This window comes from Paenibacillus sp. ISL-20 (assembly GCF_018613005.1).
Lineage (GTDB): Bacteria > Bacillota > Bacilli > Paenibacillales > Paenibacillaceae > Paenibacillus_AQ.
In genome coordinates this window covers 38,036-54,766 of sequence record NZ_JAGGRD010000012.1, presented here as the reverse complement: position 1 = coordinate 54,766, position 16,731 = coordinate 38,036, and the positions used below count along the sequence as shown (strand labels likewise).

The 16,731-nt window shown below is 49.8% G+C and carries 13 protein-coding genes; 8 read left to right on the top strand and 5 right to left on the bottom strand.

Annotation, left to right across the window (positions count from 1 at the left end; all coding sequences use genetic code 11):
* The first annotated feature begins 15 nt into the window (after positions 1–15).
* Together J7E85_RS08345 and J7E85_RS08340 are read left to right on the top strand one after the other, a co-directional pair.
* The gene (locus J7E85_RS08345) at positions 16–789 is read left to right on the top strand and encodes a sugar phosphate isomerase/epimerase family protein (protein ID WP_215156790.1); all 774 of its coding nucleotides are present in this window, start codon (positions 16–18) and stop codon (positions 787–789) included.
* A 25-nt stretch (positions 790–814) separates the two neighbouring features.
* Positions 815–1,834, top strand: coding sequence for a Gfo/Idh/MocA family protein (locus tag J7E85_RS08340; RefSeq protein WP_215156788.1), 1,020 nt, complete (start codon positions 815–817; stop codon positions 1,832–1,834).
* Between the two features lie 74 nt (positions 1,835–1,908).
* On the opposite strand, the gene J7E85_RS08335 is transcribed toward J7E85_RS08340, so the two are convergent.
* Complete coding sequence (locus tag J7E85_RS08335; protein WP_215156786.1) at positions 1,909–3,198, bottom strand: Gfo/Idh/MocA family oxidoreductase; 1,290 nt, start codon at positions 3,196–3,198, stop codon at positions 1,909–1,911.
* Positions 3,199–3,323: 125 nt separating this feature from the next.
* Here J7E85_RS08335 and J7E85_RS08330 point away from each other — a divergent pair, with 125 nt between their 5' ends.
* The 4 genes from J7E85_RS08330 (at position 3,324) to J7E85_RS08315 (ending at position 9,196) form a co-directional block, all read left to right on the top strand.
* Positions 3,324–4,208: an AraC family transcriptional regulator gene (locus J7E85_RS08330; protein WP_215156783.1), complete on the top strand. Its 885-nt coding sequence runs from the start codon at positions 3,324–3,326 to the stop codon at positions 4,206–4,208.
* Positions 4,209–4,618: 410 nt separating this feature from the next.
* The gene (locus J7E85_RS08325; protein ID WP_215156781.1) at positions 4,619–5,725 is read left to right on the top strand and encodes a GIY-YIG nuclease family protein; all 1,107 of its coding nucleotides are present in this window, start codon (positions 4,619–4,621) and stop codon (positions 5,723–5,725) included.
* A gap of 475 nt (positions 5,726–6,200) precedes the next feature.
* The gene (locus J7E85_RS08320) at positions 6,201–8,039 is read left to right on the top strand and encodes a sigma-70 family RNA polymerase sigma factor (RefSeq protein ID WP_215156779.1); all 1,839 of its coding nucleotides are present in this window, start codon (positions 6,201–6,203) and stop codon (positions 8,037–8,039) included.
* The gene (locus J7E85_RS08315) at positions 8,036–9,196 is read left to right on the top strand and encodes an extracellular solute-binding protein (RefSeq protein WP_215156777.1); all 1,161 of its coding nucleotides are present in this window, start codon (positions 8,036–8,038) and stop codon (positions 9,194–9,196) included. The genes J7E85_RS08320 and J7E85_RS08315 overlap by 4 nt, the downstream gene beginning before the upstream one ends.
* 180 nt (positions 9,197–9,376) lie before the next feature.
* Here J7E85_RS08315 and J7E85_RS08310 read toward each other — a convergent pair whose 3' ends face one another.
* On the bottom strand, positions 9,377–9,892 hold the full coding sequence (locus J7E85_RS08310) for a hypothetical protein (protein WP_251035564.1): 516 nt from the start codon (positions 9,890–9,892) through the stop codon (positions 9,377–9,379).
* 15 nt (positions 9,893–9,907) lie between these two features.
* On the bottom strand, positions 9,908–10,870 hold the full coding sequence (locus tag J7E85_RS08305; RefSeq protein WP_215156775.1) for a phosphotransferase enzyme family protein: 963 nt from the start codon (positions 10,868–10,870) through the stop codon (positions 9,908–9,910).
* A gap of 275 nt (positions 10,871–11,145) precedes the next feature.
* Between J7E85_RS08305 and J7E85_RS08300 the strand changes: the two genes are divergently transcribed.
* A complete protein-coding gene (locus J7E85_RS08300; RefSeq protein WP_251035563.1) occupies positions 11,146–12,624 on the top strand; it encodes an IS1182 family transposase in 1,479 nt (492 codons plus the stop codon).
* 114 nt (positions 12,625–12,738) lie between these two features.
* Here the strand turns inward: J7E85_RS08300 and pgmB are convergent, their stop codons facing one another.
* Both pgmB and J7E85_RS08290 read right to left on the bottom strand, forming a co-directional pair.
* Positions 12,739–13,413: a beta-phosphoglucomutase gene (gene pgmB, locus J7E85_RS08295; RefSeq protein ID WP_215156773.1), complete on the bottom strand. Its 675-nt coding sequence runs from the start codon at positions 13,411–13,413 to the stop codon at positions 12,739–12,741.
* A gap of 144 nt (positions 13,414–13,557) precedes the next feature.
* Positions 13,558–15,846, bottom strand: coding sequence for a glycoside hydrolase family 65 protein (locus J7E85_RS08290; RefSeq protein WP_215156771.1), 2,289 nt, complete (start codon positions 15,844–15,846; stop codon positions 13,558–13,560).
* A gap of 111 nt (positions 15,847–15,957) precedes the next feature.
* Between J7E85_RS08290 and J7E85_RS08285 the strand changes: the two genes are divergently transcribed.
* A complete protein-coding gene (locus J7E85_RS08285) occupies positions 15,958–16,701 on the top strand; it encodes a helix-turn-helix domain-containing protein (RefSeq protein ID WP_215156769.1) in 744 nt (247 codons plus the stop codon).
* The last annotated feature ends 30 nt before the right edge of the window (positions 16,702–16,731 follow it).

Below are 16,731 nucleotides of genomic sequence, written 5' to 3'. Positions count from 1 at the left end.
TCGAGGTGCGCTATAATGAGAAGAATGAACATTGGTTTGCAAATGTATACGCTGCGCGATGAGACGGCACAGGATTTCCGCGGTACGCTTCGTAAAGTGGCTGAATTAGGTTATGAAGGCGTGGAATTCGCAGGGTATGGAGACATTCCAGCCGAGGAAATGAAAACGCTTCTTCAAGAACTTGGCCTGAAAGCGATCGGCAGTCATGTAGGCCTGCACCTTCTTCGTGCAGATCTGCAGAAGGAAATTGATTACCTGAAAACCATTGGCGCTAAATATATGATGTGTCCATATGTGGCCGAAGAAGATCGTAAAGATGCCGAGGATTGGAAGAACCTCTTCTCCTTCCTGGAGGAAGTAGGGGCTGAAGCGCGCAAGCAGGGCCTGATCTTTGGTTACCATAACCATGCATTCGAATTCGAAGCCGAGGTCGATGGCCAGTTCGTATTTGATGCGATGTATTCCGCAACGACGCCGGAAGCCGTGCAAGTGGAAATGGACGTATGCTGGGTACAATTTGCCGGACAAGATCCGCTTGCTTACATTCCGAAATATGCAGGCCGTCTTCCGCTGCTTCACCTGAAAGATTTCAGCAAGGATACAGAAGGCAACATGAAAACACTGGAGCTGAGCCAAGGCTCGGTTAACCTGCCGGGCGTCATTCAAGCTGCATCCGATGCAGGCACGGAATGGCTGATCGTCGAGCAGGACGTATGTCAGAATCCGCCGCTGCAAAGCGTGGAGAACAGCATGAACTGGCTGAAGCAGAACTACCTGAACCAATTTTAATCTATTTGCACAAAGGAGACTTTCAATGAGTAAAATTAAAGTGGCTGTGTTTGGCTGCGGCGCAATCGCCCAGCGCAGACATATTCCTGAATACGCGAACAATGCTAACGTGGAGCTGGTTGCTTTTGCCGATCCGGTAAAGGAACGCGCCGAAGAGATGGCAGCCCAGTATGGCGGTAAAGCTTATACAGACTATCAAGAACTGCTGAAGAACGAGAAGCTCGATGCCGTTAGCGTATGTACGCCGAACTATCTGCATGCTCCAATGAGCATCGCGGCTGCGAATGCCGGTCTTCATGTGCTGGTGGAGAAGCCGATGGCAACAACGGCTGAAGAAGGAGAGCAAATGATCGAGGCAGCCCGCAAAAATGGGGTTTACCTGATGGTAGGCCACAACCAGCGTCTCATGCCTCCGCACGTGAAAGCAAAGGAAATCCTGGATTCCGGCAAGCTCGGCAAGGTGCTTACCTTCCGTACTTCCTTCGGCCACGGCGGTCCGGAGAGCTGGAGCCTCGATGGTCGCGACAGCTGGTTCTTCCGCAAAGAAGAAGCGATTATGGGCGCTATGGGTGACCTCGGCGTGCATAAATCCGACTTTATCCGTTATTTGCTGAACGATGAAATCGTGGAAGTGGCGGGTTTCATCGGAACGGTTCATAAAGATGGAACCGATGTGGACGACAACGCGACTTGCATCGTTCGCATGAAGAGCGGGGCCGTAGGCACACTGATGGCGAGTTGGACGCATTACAGAGCCGGCGATAACGGAACGGTATTGTGGTGCGAGAAGGGCGCCATGATGATCGGTACCGTTAACGGGGATGAGGTGGTTGTTGAGCTGACCGACGGTACGGTGGAAACCTACAAGGTTGGCGCCATGGCAACCAATGAGAAGCAGGTTCCGAGCGGCGTCATCGACACTTTTGTCGAATCCATTCTTACGAACACGCCTCCTAGCATTTCCGGTGAGGAAGGACTGCGTTCCTTGAACGTGATCCTGGGTGCATTCGAATCCCAAGAGACCGGTAAAATTGTGAAGCTGTAATAAGATATACAGAGGAGAGCCGTCTGCGGACGGCTCTTTTTTCCGTTGTGGGGTGTGGAGCCGCCTTGTACGGCTTAGAAACGAACCAGATTGTTGATTCGTACAGGCATGCCGGTTGCGATGGCGCGGTTAGCAGCAATTCCTGTCAGTATGGACCTCGCTCCATCGATATGGTTGGCCGCACGGGCGTACGGATCTTCCGCGGGCTCACCAAACAGATCATTCAGAAGAACGGGGTCGCCTCCACCATGCCCGCCTTTTTGCTCTTCGACATGAACCTCATAAGGGGCATCGAACATTGGAAGCACCCGCAGCGTTTTTCCGATTAACGCGCCTTCCTGATTCTTGTCGCCCAGCGAATTCACGTAGGATTGCTCAACAATGTTCATCTCGATCCGGCCTTTGGTGCCGTTAATTGCGATGCGATAGCCTTCCCACGGCTGATAGGCCACCAGCGAATACGTTAAAATGGCTTTGTTCTCATATCGTACGAGAACGCCCATCGTATCCTCAATATTAATTCCGTCGCCGAAAACGCTTTGATCCCGCTGATAGCCATCTTCCGGCTCAGCATCCAGATACATGGCTTTGAGATGCGCGTCGGAATCCAGATGGAGCGCGAAAGGATCCTCCTTCGCAACCTTGTTGCCGGTGGCACGATTGTAAAATTGCGTTACGCCCCGTGCTTCCGCATTCTCTCTACCATAGTACATGAGATCTCCAAATGCGAAAACGGTTTCAGGATGCGAGCCGATCCAGAAATTGACTAAGTCGAAGTGATGGGTGGATTTATGGACGAGCAGTCCGCCGCTGTTCCGCTTGTCCCGGTGCCAACGCCGGAAGTAATCCGCTCCGTGGCGGGTATTCAGCAGCCATTCGAAGTGAACTGAGGTCACCTGGCCGATGGTATCATTCATGATTAACTCCCGTACCTTGGTATGATGGGGAGCGTAACGGTAGTTGAAGGTGACCCTGATATTTTGTCCGGTCCGCTTGGCGGCATCCAGGATGGCTTGGCATTTCTCCTCGTCGATCGTTATTGGCTTCTCGGTCACGACATCGCATCCAAGCTCCATCGCGCGGATAATGTACTTGTGATGGGTCCGGTCGATGCTCGTGACAATGACGAAGTCGGGCTTCTCGTTCTCGATCATCTGGTCGAATTGGTCCGCGGTGTATGTAGGCACCTCGGTGTATTTATATTTTTCCCGCAGCAGCTGATTCGCGTAATTCATGCGAGTCTGGTTGATATCGCAAAAGGCAGCAAGCTCGGATCTGTCACGGAAATTCTGGGCCAGTGCGCCATAAAAAAATTCGGCTCGGCCGCCGGTTCCGACCAATACATAGCGTTTCTTGTCACTCATCTCTATCGCCTCCTTGAATATAGCTATAGCCTATAACAAGGAAGTACTTCTTTCGCCGCATTTTATGCGTAATCGCTTTCAAACACCGCTTATTTTGCTATAATCCAAGCAAAGGGGGCAGCGACATGACGAAGCCGTTTCGAGCGGATTACCACGATGCCAGCGGATATTTGGACATTGAATATGACCGCCGCATTGGATATTTCTCCATGACGGTTGACCATCTTCATGATCATTACGAGTTGTACTACCTGTTATCGGGTGAGCGCATATACTTCATTAAGGACCGTTCCTACCGGATCAGAGCCGGGGATCTCGTTTTCGTGGACCGAAATGCCGTTCATAAGACGCTAGACAGCGGCCGGCCCGATCATGACCGGGTTGTCCTTTATATAAGTCCGGAGTTGTTTGCGGAATTGACCGTATCATCCGACCTGGCCGAAGGACTGAAGGAGCCGTTCGGCTGGGATGTTCCGATTCTAAGGTTTCCTTCACCGGCATGTGAAGTCATGGAGCGAATGGTCGGTGAAATGGTGGAGGAGATGGTCCGTCCCCAAGCGGGGAGCAGCTGGCTGCTGCGGCACCGGACGGTTGAATTGCTGCTCTTCGCCTACCGTAACCGGCATCTGGGAACGGTTCGTTCCGCCGATACCGAGCCCATTCTTCATCCGAAGACCCAGGCGGTCGTCCGGTATCTTAACGACAACTACCAGAAGGCCTTAACGCTGCCCGAAGTTGCAGCGACATTCCGAATCAGCCCGCATTATCTCAGCCGGCTGTTCAAACAGACAACGGGGTTTACCTTTAGCGATTATCTTAATCTGCTTCGGGTCCAGGAAGCGCAGCGGCTGTTGCGGGAGAGTGATGATCCCATCACGGATATCGCCATGCGCTCGGGATTCAGCAACTTCTCCCACTTTGGTAAGATGTTCAAGCGGGCGGTTCAGATGTCGCCGAGGCAATATCGGCAGCAGTATAAGGAGCAAGGATCAATGAGGGAGCTTAGGTAGAGGAGGAACGGGCAATTTGGTTTGAGCCAAGATTCCTTAACTATAGAAATTCTCTATCGAGCGTATGCATCTAAGGGAAAATATGATGGGAGATTCAACATCTACGTACATATCGAACCGCCTGAAAGAGGTCGCGCAGCGTGCGTATTGCATCGATGAAGAAGATTATGCGCGAGCCGTCGCGCCTATTCGAGAGTCTGTTATTTGGGGCCGCCGGTCGGGTACGGGAGCACGACAACCAATCAACCCTGTGCGGGAAGGGTTAATAGAGGCTGTAGCCCAAAATAGGCATCACGTTCATCGAGTTGGATCAGCCGGTGACTGTGGTGCTTTTTGGTGGGCATATGGTATCTTTGAATTGAACGGAAAACGCCATGTTTGATAGATTCGTTGAAAGGATCGACAGTCGAATGAAAACAAAAATACAAGAGTTGCCGCTGTCGCCGGGCGTATATCTCATGAGAGATTCGCAGGGAACGGTCATTTACGTTGGCAAATCCAAAAGTCTCAAGAAGAGAGTACAATCGTATTTTTACAACAATAAATCGCACTCCCCAAAAGTGAAGAAGCTGGTTCAGCATGTCAAAGACCTGGAGCACATCGTCACCGACACGGAGTTTGAGGCGTTCATGCTGGAATGCAGGCTCATTCAGGACATAAAGCCGATGTATAACCGTAAGATGAAAAATCCGCTAGGTTATAGTTATATCGAATTGCGGCAAAAGCGAGATTGGCGATGGCTGGAAATTACAGATACACTGGATGAAGGCGGTCCCGACCGGTCTTGTTTTTTCGGCCCCTATACAGCCAGCAGACATAGTCTTGAACACGCAGTGCAAAAGGTTAAGGAATGTTGTAAAATCGCCTGCAATCATACACCTGCCGCTTCTTCGGCAAATACTCCCTGCTTGAATTATTCGATTGGCCTTTGTCTTGGGAAGTGTCTTGGTGGCGAAACCGCTCGGCAATTTGATGAAATCTTGGATCGATTCATTGCTCTGCTTCAAGGGGACGACCGAAGTTTATATGATGAAATGGAGCGCAACATGCTCGACGCCGCAGAGCGTTTCGATTTTGAGCAGGCTGCAAAATACAGGGACGGCATGGAGGCGGTGAACTTGCTCTTAAATAAACGGCATGTGATCGAGTTCGCCGAAGAGAATCACAGCATTGTTGTCTACGAGTATCTAGACGAAGATACGATAAAGTTATTTCTGATTAAGAGGAATGTTGTGCTGCACAGCGAGCGATGCTCTGTGGCTACCACAGTGGACATTGAATCGCTAAGGCAGAGGGTCAAAGCCTTGATTATCAGCTATTTCACGAGGGATATGGAATGCGATGCTACCGAGTTTACCCGGGAAGATATCGATGCTGCACAAATCATCTACAGCTATTTGCAGAGCAGCGCCTGCAGCTATCTTGTTATTCAGGATTCATGGATCGTAGACGGTGGGGAGCCTGATATGGAGGCTGCACTGCGGGATTTTTTGAATAATTATGTTGTGTCATCTTAATGATCATGAACCGGGTTGCTACAGCTCGATTTTTTTGTTACCAAAAAATTTCCAACCTTATAAACTCAAGACGAGTTGGATCTCATTTCAAAAAGACGTTCCCGAATGATGAATGATCAAGGGACGTCTTTTTGTGTCTCGTTTATCTGTGAATTCCAGACGAGGATTTGCAAGCACGGCATCATCGCATTCAAGAACTGCCGCAGTCGATCGCATCGGAATAAATCGCCAAAGTCATAGACCGATTCCGACGTGAAATAGATTGCCTTCCATCTATTGCCAAAATGAATTTATATTATTACACTCGCGTTAGAGAATTGATGTAATCCCTGTTTTTTACGAGTGCTGATTTCTCAATTAAATCAAACTCTTTTAAAAAAATCCGAAGTTTTGTTCAAATCATGAGTGCCGCAGGCATCTTCTTCTATAGATCCTATAACTAACCGTTCAAAGAGAGGAGGAGAGGGACACACTTATGCTGGAAACCACGGCAGATGGGACCAACATCGAGACGATGGAAGATCGTATCTTAACAGAGCGGGCGAAGGCAGGAGATACAGAAGCCTTCGGGGAGCTTGTTCGCCGCCATCGTACCTCGGCGCGTACCTGGGCGCGTTCCATGACCCGGGATACCCATATGGCAGAGGATATCGTGCAGGATTCGTTAATCAAGGCGTTCCTGCACGTCGGACAACTGATCGATTCATCCAGATTCATGGGCTGGCTGCAGGCCATTGTTCGCAGGCAGGCCCAGATGAAGCTGCGGCGCGGCGGTCCTTATCGAATCGAACAGCCATTCACCAACCTGAAGCCATCCCAAGCGAAGGATTCCGCCAACATCGATTGGGGCGATGTGGATCATATTTTGCAATTTCTGTCTATGCAGCTAACGCACAAACAAAATGAGTTGAATCCGGAGACATTGTACCTACGCAAGGAAACGATTGATATGATCCAATCCTTTCTGCACTGTTTAAACCGCAAGGAACGCGGGATATTTGAAGCTTATTTTTTTAAACAATGGTCTCCTGATGAGATCGCCGCGATGTTCCAGACGACAACCCAGTCGGTCTATACCTACATCTATAGGGCCAAACGCAAGGTGCTCGAGGCATATTCCCGCATGCTAGTCCCTGCTTCTCCAGCGAAATTGGATCAGGAGGAGAATGGAGGAAACGGCCGGATGATAAAATTGCCATTGCCTAAATCAAGAACGAGGAAGACCGCATCTTCACTCATTGATACCATTTCCATGATGCTGGACATGACGGACCATACATATAGCGTGAGCGACCTGATGGGAGTCTCGGGTTATGCGTTCCGCTTGCGAATCTCCAGATTGTCCACCTATGCTGACGGTGCGTTTGTATTCGATTGGCAGAAGGTATTAAGGCAGCTGTTTGATGGGATGAGATATGAAACAGCATTTGTGATCGGTCAGCTTCCGGATGAAGGTATTGTTCCACTGGTACCCGTAGCCTCCTCCTTTCCTTTTGCCAAATCAAGGAGTCCTGAGGTCATGAACTTTGTCAGGGAATATTTGATTGCGGGAACGCCTGTGATGTTCTTTGATACCTATGTTCAGAAGCCCTTCACGTTTGAATGGAGCTTGATTTACGGTTACGATGACGGTCGGCAGGAGCTTTATGTGACGGACCCGTCGGCTCCTTACACGAAAATCATAACGTACGAAGAGCTGACAACGAGCAGCTTGCGTTTTTTGTGCGGAATTAAAAAGAGACCCGAACAGGTAAATGACACAGAGCAGACTGCATCGTCTTCTATGGCGGAGCAGCTATGCCGTATCGCCAGAGTCGCTGTAGAGGGTGACGGTTATTCGCCGCGTACCCCATTTCCTTATTATGTGCAGGGTTTGGCGGCTTATGATGCCTGGAGGGATCACCTGGAGCGGGGTGAATCGCATATTAATCTGCATGGGATGAGCTATTTGATTCGCGTGTATGGGGATGCCCGGAGGCATGCCGTGACGTATCTTCGCGATCTCAAGGACCGATGGAGTGCGCAAAGGGGCTGCCATGAAACGGCTGATAGCGGAATAGTCCATGATTCAACGATATCGTCTGAGTATCAGATAAATGAAGCCTATGATCATGTCATAACATGTTATGAAGAGTCGGCAAAGATGTGGACGGAACTGGAGACGCTCTTCCCGTTTCCTTGCGGCACCGGAAGTTCTGACCCGGAAGCGATCGTGGCGGCAAGCGATCTTTTGAAACGGGCTCATGAACAGGAAAGGGAAGCCATGCGAAGTTTGCAATTCGTGATTGATAATATAAGGAGGGATCATAAGTGACAACACCGACTGAACTTCGCATCATCACAGAATCGAACGGACGTGATCTGAAATATGTGCAAACGGTGATTCAATCATTCGAGGTTTCCAGGCCGGACGTCAAAGTGGTGCTGGTCCAGGCGGAGGACAGCTATGGCGTGATGGAGCAATTCCATCAAGAGGGGGCTGATCTGCTGCATATCCGCGAGGGTGGTTATTCCACTCAGTTACGTAAAGGTGTTGTTCAAGATTTGCTGCCTTATCTGAAGAATGATCCGGTGCTGAAGATGGATGATTTTTATCAGGGAGCATTGATGCATCCGATGTGGGAGGGGCAGTTAGCCGCGCTGCCCGTTGTGGATGTGGCAGTACCCCAAATTTTTTATAACAAAAAATGGTTTGCCGAGGCAAAAGTGCCCTTCCCTACGAATGAATGGACAGAGGATCAATTTCTTGATGCAGCGATCCGCTTGACGCGGCACGAAGAGAACCAGGATGAATCACGGTATGGTTTTTACATTTATCCGGATGTGGAATTTTTGGAACCGTTTCTGATGCGCAGGGGAGGGCGGCACTTGTCGGAGGATGGAACTGTAGGTAAGGGTTATGCGGATAGCGAGATTGCGCATGCGACGTATCAATGGATTGTGGATCTTTACCGCAAGCATCGAGTGGCTCCTATGCCGGGCATCCAAGTGGACAACATATTCCGTTCGAATCGGTTTGCCATGATCTATGACTTTAGCTGGCATAACGGGATTGCCTACGATCCCGAGTTAAGTGAAACCTATGGCGTGGTGGGATTGCCTCATGCACAGGGTGGCAGGGATATTTATACGATGTACTCGACAGGCTACGGCATACCTGTCACGTCCAAACAATCGGAGCTGGCATGGGAATTGCTGAAAGAATTAGCACTGCCTTCTTCGGAGGAAGCGAGGCGTGCTTATTGGGGCGTGCCCATCACAAACACATTGGCTAAGGAGCTCGGACGTATCGATAACCCTTGGTGGGGTCCGGCCTTGTATGCCATGGAGCGAATCGAGAAGAATGCTTATCTCTCCAATCAGGTCTGGAACCTGTCCAGGCAGCAAATGAATCAGGATATTGAGCGGATGATCAAGGGAGAAGCAGGCGTTGAGGAGACGTTATCCCGCTGGGCGGAGATTGTATCGTAGGAAAGCTATCAGCAACAGAGAACTGTAGATGTGGATCTTTATCACCAAAGCCTCTATCCAACACGGATAGAGGCTTTGGTTTACTTATTTATTTTCAAAAGAGAGACCTGGGAACACAGTATAATTATCGACATCAAAGAGCTTGGCTCTCTTCATCGATTTAATTTTGCCTTGAGCGAATTAGCCGTTATTGAAAAATCGCCCCATCGGCATCTCCCTCGTAAAAGTGATGCCCCAATACTTATATTTCACTTCAATCCGGGTGATGGGCTCATCGTGATAAAGACGGATGCCGTAATTAAGCGGAATGCGCGAACCTTGATCGAGCGCAGCTCTCTTCTTTTCGGGCATGAGATCGGGCTTTAGCGGCAACTCCCGAATATCCACGAATTCGATATTAGGATCTTCATCAAGGTCGCTGCCGCCCACCAGATGAAGGGAATAACTGACGCCCAGCTCGGCTTTGGCCGGCTTCCGGCCATCGTTTACCCACACGTCCAGCAGCTCCACATCGGCGAATCCTTCATTGATCACCTCGAAGATCATGGTATTTTCATCCGTAAAGGATGTAAATCCACCCACCTTGATTGGCGTGGGCCGTACAGCAGGTATAGAATGAAGGCCGGGAGGAGTAACCCCAGGCCCAAATAGCCGAGCCGGCGGAGAGGTTTGGATTTTGGTTTCATGGTAGAGCAATCTTCCTTCTCTATATTAAATGGACAGCTTCACAACCGATTTGCCAGCCTCAATATCAGCTTTCATCCCTAAGAGATAATTCCGTGTGCGCTCGTTCATCTCATTCCAGTTAACGAATTTGGAGAAGTAGACATAGGAGTAGATATTGCGGAAGTCGATGAAAAATGGAATTCGCTCGATCCAATCCTCACTCAGCGTATTCTCTTGAAGGTAGCCGGATAAGAACGAGTCGAAGAATCTGGCGACAAATTCGGCTTTTCCGCTTTCAGGCACGGTCTGAACCGCATGATAGATGGCTATGGCGATATCGTAGGCAAACCAATGACAGGAGACATCCCCGAAGTCGAAAAAAATAATCTCCCCGTTATGTACGTGAAAATTGTTATGGTGGAGGTCATTGTGAACGATGCCGTAGCCTTCCTGGTCTTGCGGGAGGGCCTCAAGTTCCTTAAGATACTGCTTCCACTGTGCATGGACTCTTTCACCTGCAGCCTCCGGGAACGCATTGGTAAATATTACATGATCATTCCACTGGGGAAAGGCCATTTGGTGAACGAGCGAAGCTGTGGTGGAGTCTTTTTTGCCGAGTTTATGCATACGGCTCATCCCGCGCCCCCACTGCTTGATCATGGCGAAATCCGATGCCAAATCCGTTAACGGGCTGCCCGGAGCCTTTGTAAAAGCAATGACATAATATCGCTTCGACTCATGAGTTATCTCTTCAATAAGAAGATCCTGAGCGGATCGAACCGACTCCACTATGTTCAGCCCATGCTCGGCGAGATAGGCCATCCACGTGAGCTCGCGAATGATCGAGGCCTTGCGGTATTTGGATGCGTCCAAGAATTTAATAATGAAGTGACGTCCGGCTTCACCGTTGTATTCAAATACATTCTGATCGAATCCCCCAAGTAACTTCAGTGAATAAGAACCTTGTCCGAATCGCTCGGCACCTTGATCCAAAACAGCCTGTTCCATGGAAAGTCCCCTTTATCGTATTCTCGATATGCCCGTCCGACTGACATACCGGATAAGTTACAGGTATTCACTACCAACTACAAGTCTACCGAAGATGGTGAGCGGTTGCAAAAATGGGTGGGTGCATGAAAAAAGGGTGCCCCTAAGGGAGAGCACTGAAAAACGGTTACAGAATATGTAAAAGAGGCTGATGATCGCTCATCAGCCTCTTTTTTACCCAAAAAATTCAATAATTCACCGCGGTAATTTGATATAATATTTCTGAGGTGAATTTCATGTTAGAACTCAACAAACAACAATCGCTTTCTTTCCACAGTGAGCTATATAAACTGATCCCCCAAGATCATCTACTCATTCACATACATCAGCTTATCGACTTTTCGTTTATTCTTGAATTTGTTCAAGAGCATTACAACCTGTTTTATGGCCGGCGTGCGAAAGATCCCGAGATGTTGTTTCGGTTGATCTTTATTCAGAAGCTATATAATCTCTCTGACGAGAGAGTGATTGAAGAAACCAAAGTGAATTTGGCGTACAAGTGGTTCATTGGTCTAAATCCGGAAGATCCCTTACCCGATCCCTCACTGCTTTCTCTTTTCCGCGTCCACAAAATTGGAGCTGGAGAGGTTGAAAACTTGTTAACAGAGGTCGTTAAACAATGTGTATCAAAGGGACTCATAAAATCCTCGGCGGTCCTTGTTGATGCGACCCATACGCATTCCAAATACGAAGCTTCAAAACCGCTCCAAGTACTCAAACAAGCTGCTAATCGCTTGCAGCGAGCGGTAAAAAAACATAATAACAAACTACTGAAGCAATTACCCAAAATGCCTGAGTTCGAAGGGGAGACAAGGGAACAAGAAAAACAGGCGCTCGCTTATCTGGCCAATCTTGGCGAGACCGTAGAACAACTACTTCCCGACGCCGAAGGCTCCTTAAAGTCTCGGCTAGAGGAGACCAAGAAGATTGTAAGCGATGAGCGATTATTAGCTTGGAAAGGGGTGCAGTCGGCGATTGATCCAGATGCCCGATTCGGCTGGAAAAGCGCAACAACCTCATTCTTCGGCTACAAAGAGAGCATTGCGATGACCGAGGACGGCATCATAACAGCCATGAAAGTCGAACCAGGCAATGCGAGCGATCCGAAGGCATTCCCTGAACTAATGGAGAGAACGACCGGAACAGGACTTGTTGTCCAAGAAGTGTTAGCAGATAAAGCCTACGGCAGCTTTACAAACCTTAAGGAGGACGGAATAACCCCGACGATAAAGCTGAACGAAATGATGCTCTACGGGCATCAAGATGAGCAACGAGAAAAGTTTGTTTACCACAAAGACAGCGAGACTGTGGAATGCCCAGCAGGGCATCACAGTATTCGAAAAGCGAAGATGGGTCGGAAAAACGGGAATGAGTGTCAGAGGTTGACCTTCTTCTTTGACGTGGAGAAATGCAAGCAATGCCCACTCCAAGAGGGTTGCTACAAGCCAGGAACTAAATCCAAAACGTACTCGGTTCCCATTGTGCCTGAGTTCAAACAAAAAGCAGTGGAATACCACGAATCCGAAACATTCAAGCAACGTTACCGGATGCGGTACAAAATTGAACAGAAGAACCACGAACTAAAAAACCACCATGGCCTGGCGTTTTCACAGTATAGCCGAGGCCTTCTTGGCATGCGAATACAAGCCATCCTGACGGCCATTGTTGTAAATGCAAAACGGATGGTCAAGCTGGCAACTCCAAAAATGATCTAGTGGTGGGCCTAAGCCCGTTTCTTTATGGAAAAAAAGTCGTTGTTCTGTTGCTCGCAGCAACAAAACAACGACTTTTTCAGTGCTCTCCCTAAGGAGCACCCCTTCAATCTATGATCAGCCTTCAAACGTCTGCGCCAGTTTACGGAAGTCCAGCTCCGCCGTGCTGGACAGCACGACATCCGCGTGCGGGAAATGCGCGGCATTGCCGATTGCCACGGCGAACATGCCGGCGCCCTTGATGGCATCAACGCCGGATACGGCATCCTCCACCCCGATGCAGTCGGCAGGCTCTACGCCAAGCTGCGCGGCAGCGGTGAGGAAGATCTCAGGGTCCGGCTTGTTGTTCTTCAGCTTGGTCACGTCGACGATGACGTTGAACTCGTCCATGACGCCAAGCCGGGTCAATACGGCAATGGCGTTTTTGCTGGCGGACGCGATGCCGGTCTTCAGGCCGGCCGACCGGATGTCTGCCACAAACTCCGTAATGCCGGGCAGCAGGTCGGCTGGCGTAATCGTTTCGATCAGCTCGACATACAGCTTATTTTTGCGGTCGGCCAGCTGTACCAGCTCTTCATCCGAATAGCTTACAGACGTCTCCGCTTGGCTTAACAGCAGCTTCAAGGAGTCCATGCGGGATACCCCTTTTAGATTCTCGTTGAACTCTCGCGTGAAGGGAATGCCCAGCTCGGTTGCCGTGGCTTTCCATGCCTGATAATGATACTCCGCCGTATCGGTAATGACGCCGTCCAAGTCAAAGATGACAGCTTTCAGCTTACGTGTTTCGTTCATATTCTTATGGCTCCTCTCTGATAACGCAAGAAAAATGACGTCTTATCGCAGTCTGTCTTATATATGTCGATCATCGTTTTCTTCGTAAACCGGGAGTGATGCCATACGTATAGGTAGGGCAATCACCCCACGGCCTAAACCTAATTACTTGCTCTGAAGCGAATGTTTCACAGATTTCCCGGCTTCAAGCGTTACGGACTTGTCGTACAGCTTGATCTCGATGGAATCCCCTTCCACGATCTCCAGGGTCACGCCGTCCTTCTCGATGGATACGCCGATGAGGCGGCCGCTGAAGTTCAGGCGGAAGGCATACTTCTCCCAGTCCTGCGGAATGGCTGGGGAGAGGGAAAGTCCGCTTTCCTTCAGGCGCATGCCGGCAAAGCCGTAGACGATGGACATCCAGGTACCGCCCATGTTAGCCATGTGCAGGCCGTCCTTCGTGTTGCCGTGCGTATTGTCCAGATCCAGGCGCGCCGTCTCGATGAAATACTCATACGCCTTGTCCATGCTGCCGATCTTCGAAGCCATGATGCTGAAGATGCAGGAGGACAGGGATGAATCATGCGTCGTGATGCTTTCATAGTAGTCATACGAACGCTGGATCGTTTCAAAGCTTTGCTCGTCTTCCAGCAGGAAGTGAGCGAGCACCGTATCCGCCTGTTTACACACTTGGTAACGGTAAATGGTCAGCGGATGGTAGTTCAGCAGCAGCGGATATTTGTCCTCCGGCGTGTTGTCGAAGTCCCATACCGCCTTGCGGAGGAATGTATCATCCTGCGGGTTAATGCCGAGTGCCTCGTCGTACGGCAGCAGCATCGCATCAGCCGCTTTGGCCCATGCCATGATCTCGTCTTCCGTAACGCCAAGCCGGTCACAGAGGGACTTGAAGCCCTGAGCATCGTAGGATTTCAGGATGGAGCAGCTCTTGGCAGCCCATTTCAGGTTATGCTTCGCCATGACATTGGTGTAATAGTTGTTATTCACGCAGCAGGTATATTCATCCGGCCCCGTAACCTCATCGATATGGAAGGCGCCGTTATAATAGTGGCCGATGTCGGCCCACAGGCGGGCGGTTTCGATTAACACCTCAGCTCCGTAGGACATGAGGAAATCCCGATCCTGTTCGGCGAGATAATACTGAATATAGCTGTAGGCAATGTCTGCGCTGATATGGTATTGCGCCGTTCCCGATGGGAAGAAGGAGGAACATTCCGTTCCAGAGATCGTGCGCCACGGGAACAGGGCGCCTTGCCGGTGCCCCATTTCCCGAGCTCTGTCTCTCGCTTGCTCCAGCGTGGAATAGCGATACAGCAGCAGCTGGCGCGCAATGTCCGGCTGCGTCATCAGAAATACCGGGAACATGTAAATTTCCGTGTCCCAGAAATAATGGCCTTCATAGCCTTCGCCGCTCAGTCCTTTGGCGGAGATGTTGCTGTGCTTGTCCCGACCAGCGGATTGCAGCAGCTGGAACAGGTTGAAGCGGATGCCTTCCTGCAGTTGGTCATCGTTCTGAATCAGGACATCGGCCGACTTCCAGTAGGTATTCAAATACTCGGTCTGCTCAGCCAGCAAATCCTCGAAGGAAAGCTCCTTAAGCGTCTCCTGCAGCTGGATTCCGTGTTCGATCATCTCCTGCCCGTGACGAAGACTGTCGGTATACAGATTGTATTTCGTAAAGTGGATTGGCCCGGTCAATGGAAGGGTAGCCGTGAATGTAACCTCTCCGGATCCGGCTTCGAGCTGAATGTCGGCATCGGCATCCAACTGGTGACGGGTCACACAAGCCGCGCGCAGCTTGGAGGCCATCGTCTCATCAACAACATAGGCATCGCTGCCCTTTACACCGGCATCGATGACGGTCATCCGTTCCGCATGCCCTGCTCCGACCCGGGGATCATTGGCATTGGTGTAGTTCTTCACTTTGCCGTTCACAGTGGAGACGATGCGAACCTGGCCGTTGAAATTAACCGGTTCGATCCGTACATGGATGGCAAACAATTCCCGGTGGGTGAAGGACACCAGGCGGCGGAAGGTCAGCTTGATCTCTTTGCCTTCAGGCGATTTCCACTGTACGATTCGCTCCGAATACCCCTTGTCCATATGCAATTGGCGCTCATGTGAAGTGATCGTGCCGTGATCAAGGCGGAAAGGTTCTTTTTCTTCACCTAAATAGATCAGGACCGTTTGGGCATCAATATTGTTAACGAGTTTTTGCTGTGTATCGGGAAAGGCGAAGAGCTTCTCGCCGTAAGGGATGTCAATCACGTCGTGGAAAGCGTTCAGATAGGTACCGCGAATGGTGGACAAACTCTCTCCGTAGCCTTCTTCGAAGTTGCCACGCACACCCAAGTAACCGTTTCCGAGTGCAAAAATACTTTCCATGTTCAGCAACGCTTGCTGTGATAAATCAGGATTTGATATATTCCAGGTCATGGTCTACACTTCCTTCCTAGCATGGTTATGCTTGAATTTTAGAGCTAATCGGGGTTATGTTATACTAAAATATCAAGGTTTTTATCAATATTTTTAGGTGGTGTGGAAATAATGAAAGAGCCTTCACGCACGGGAAACCGTCCATTTTATCTGTCTTCCCGTATGCATTATTTGCGCGAGAATTTTATCCATCCCCCATTTGATTATGAGCACGAGCTGCTGGAAGCGATCCGCTTCGGCGATGAGAATAGAGCCATGGATATGCTTCGTAAGATTAACGAGCTGGAAGCAGCTGTGCTGGCGACGTATCCGCTTCGGTCGAAGAAGAATGCCCTGATTGCTTCTTGTACCTTATTTACCCGCGCGATCATCCGGGGCGGCGTGGATCCTGAGATTGCCTTTCATTTAAGCGATACGCTGATCCTTGAGATCGAGAAAATGACGGATGTGGAACGGCTGGTTCACTTTGAATATGAGATGCTGGTGCAGTTTGTGTCGATGATTCGCTCCGAGAAGGAAGATGTGTCCTACTCTCACATTGTGAATCTGGCGATCTATTACATTCGGGAGCATATTTTTGAGGAGCTGACCTTGCAGAGGGTTGCGGAATATTTGAAAGTCCACCCAAGCTACTTGTCCGATCGCTTTAAGCGGGAGACGGGCGTATCCATCACAACCTTTATTAATCGGCGGAAGATTGAGGAATCCAAGCATTTGCTGGCCAATACGAACCAGTCGATATCCGAAATCGCGTTTACGTTCAAGTTCTGCAGCCAGAGTTATTATACGCAATTGTTCAAGAATTTTACGGGGATGACGCCGAGAAAATTCCGGATAAGCGGTACGGCGCGATAAAGGACGATCCCAACGAGAAGAGAGAGACAC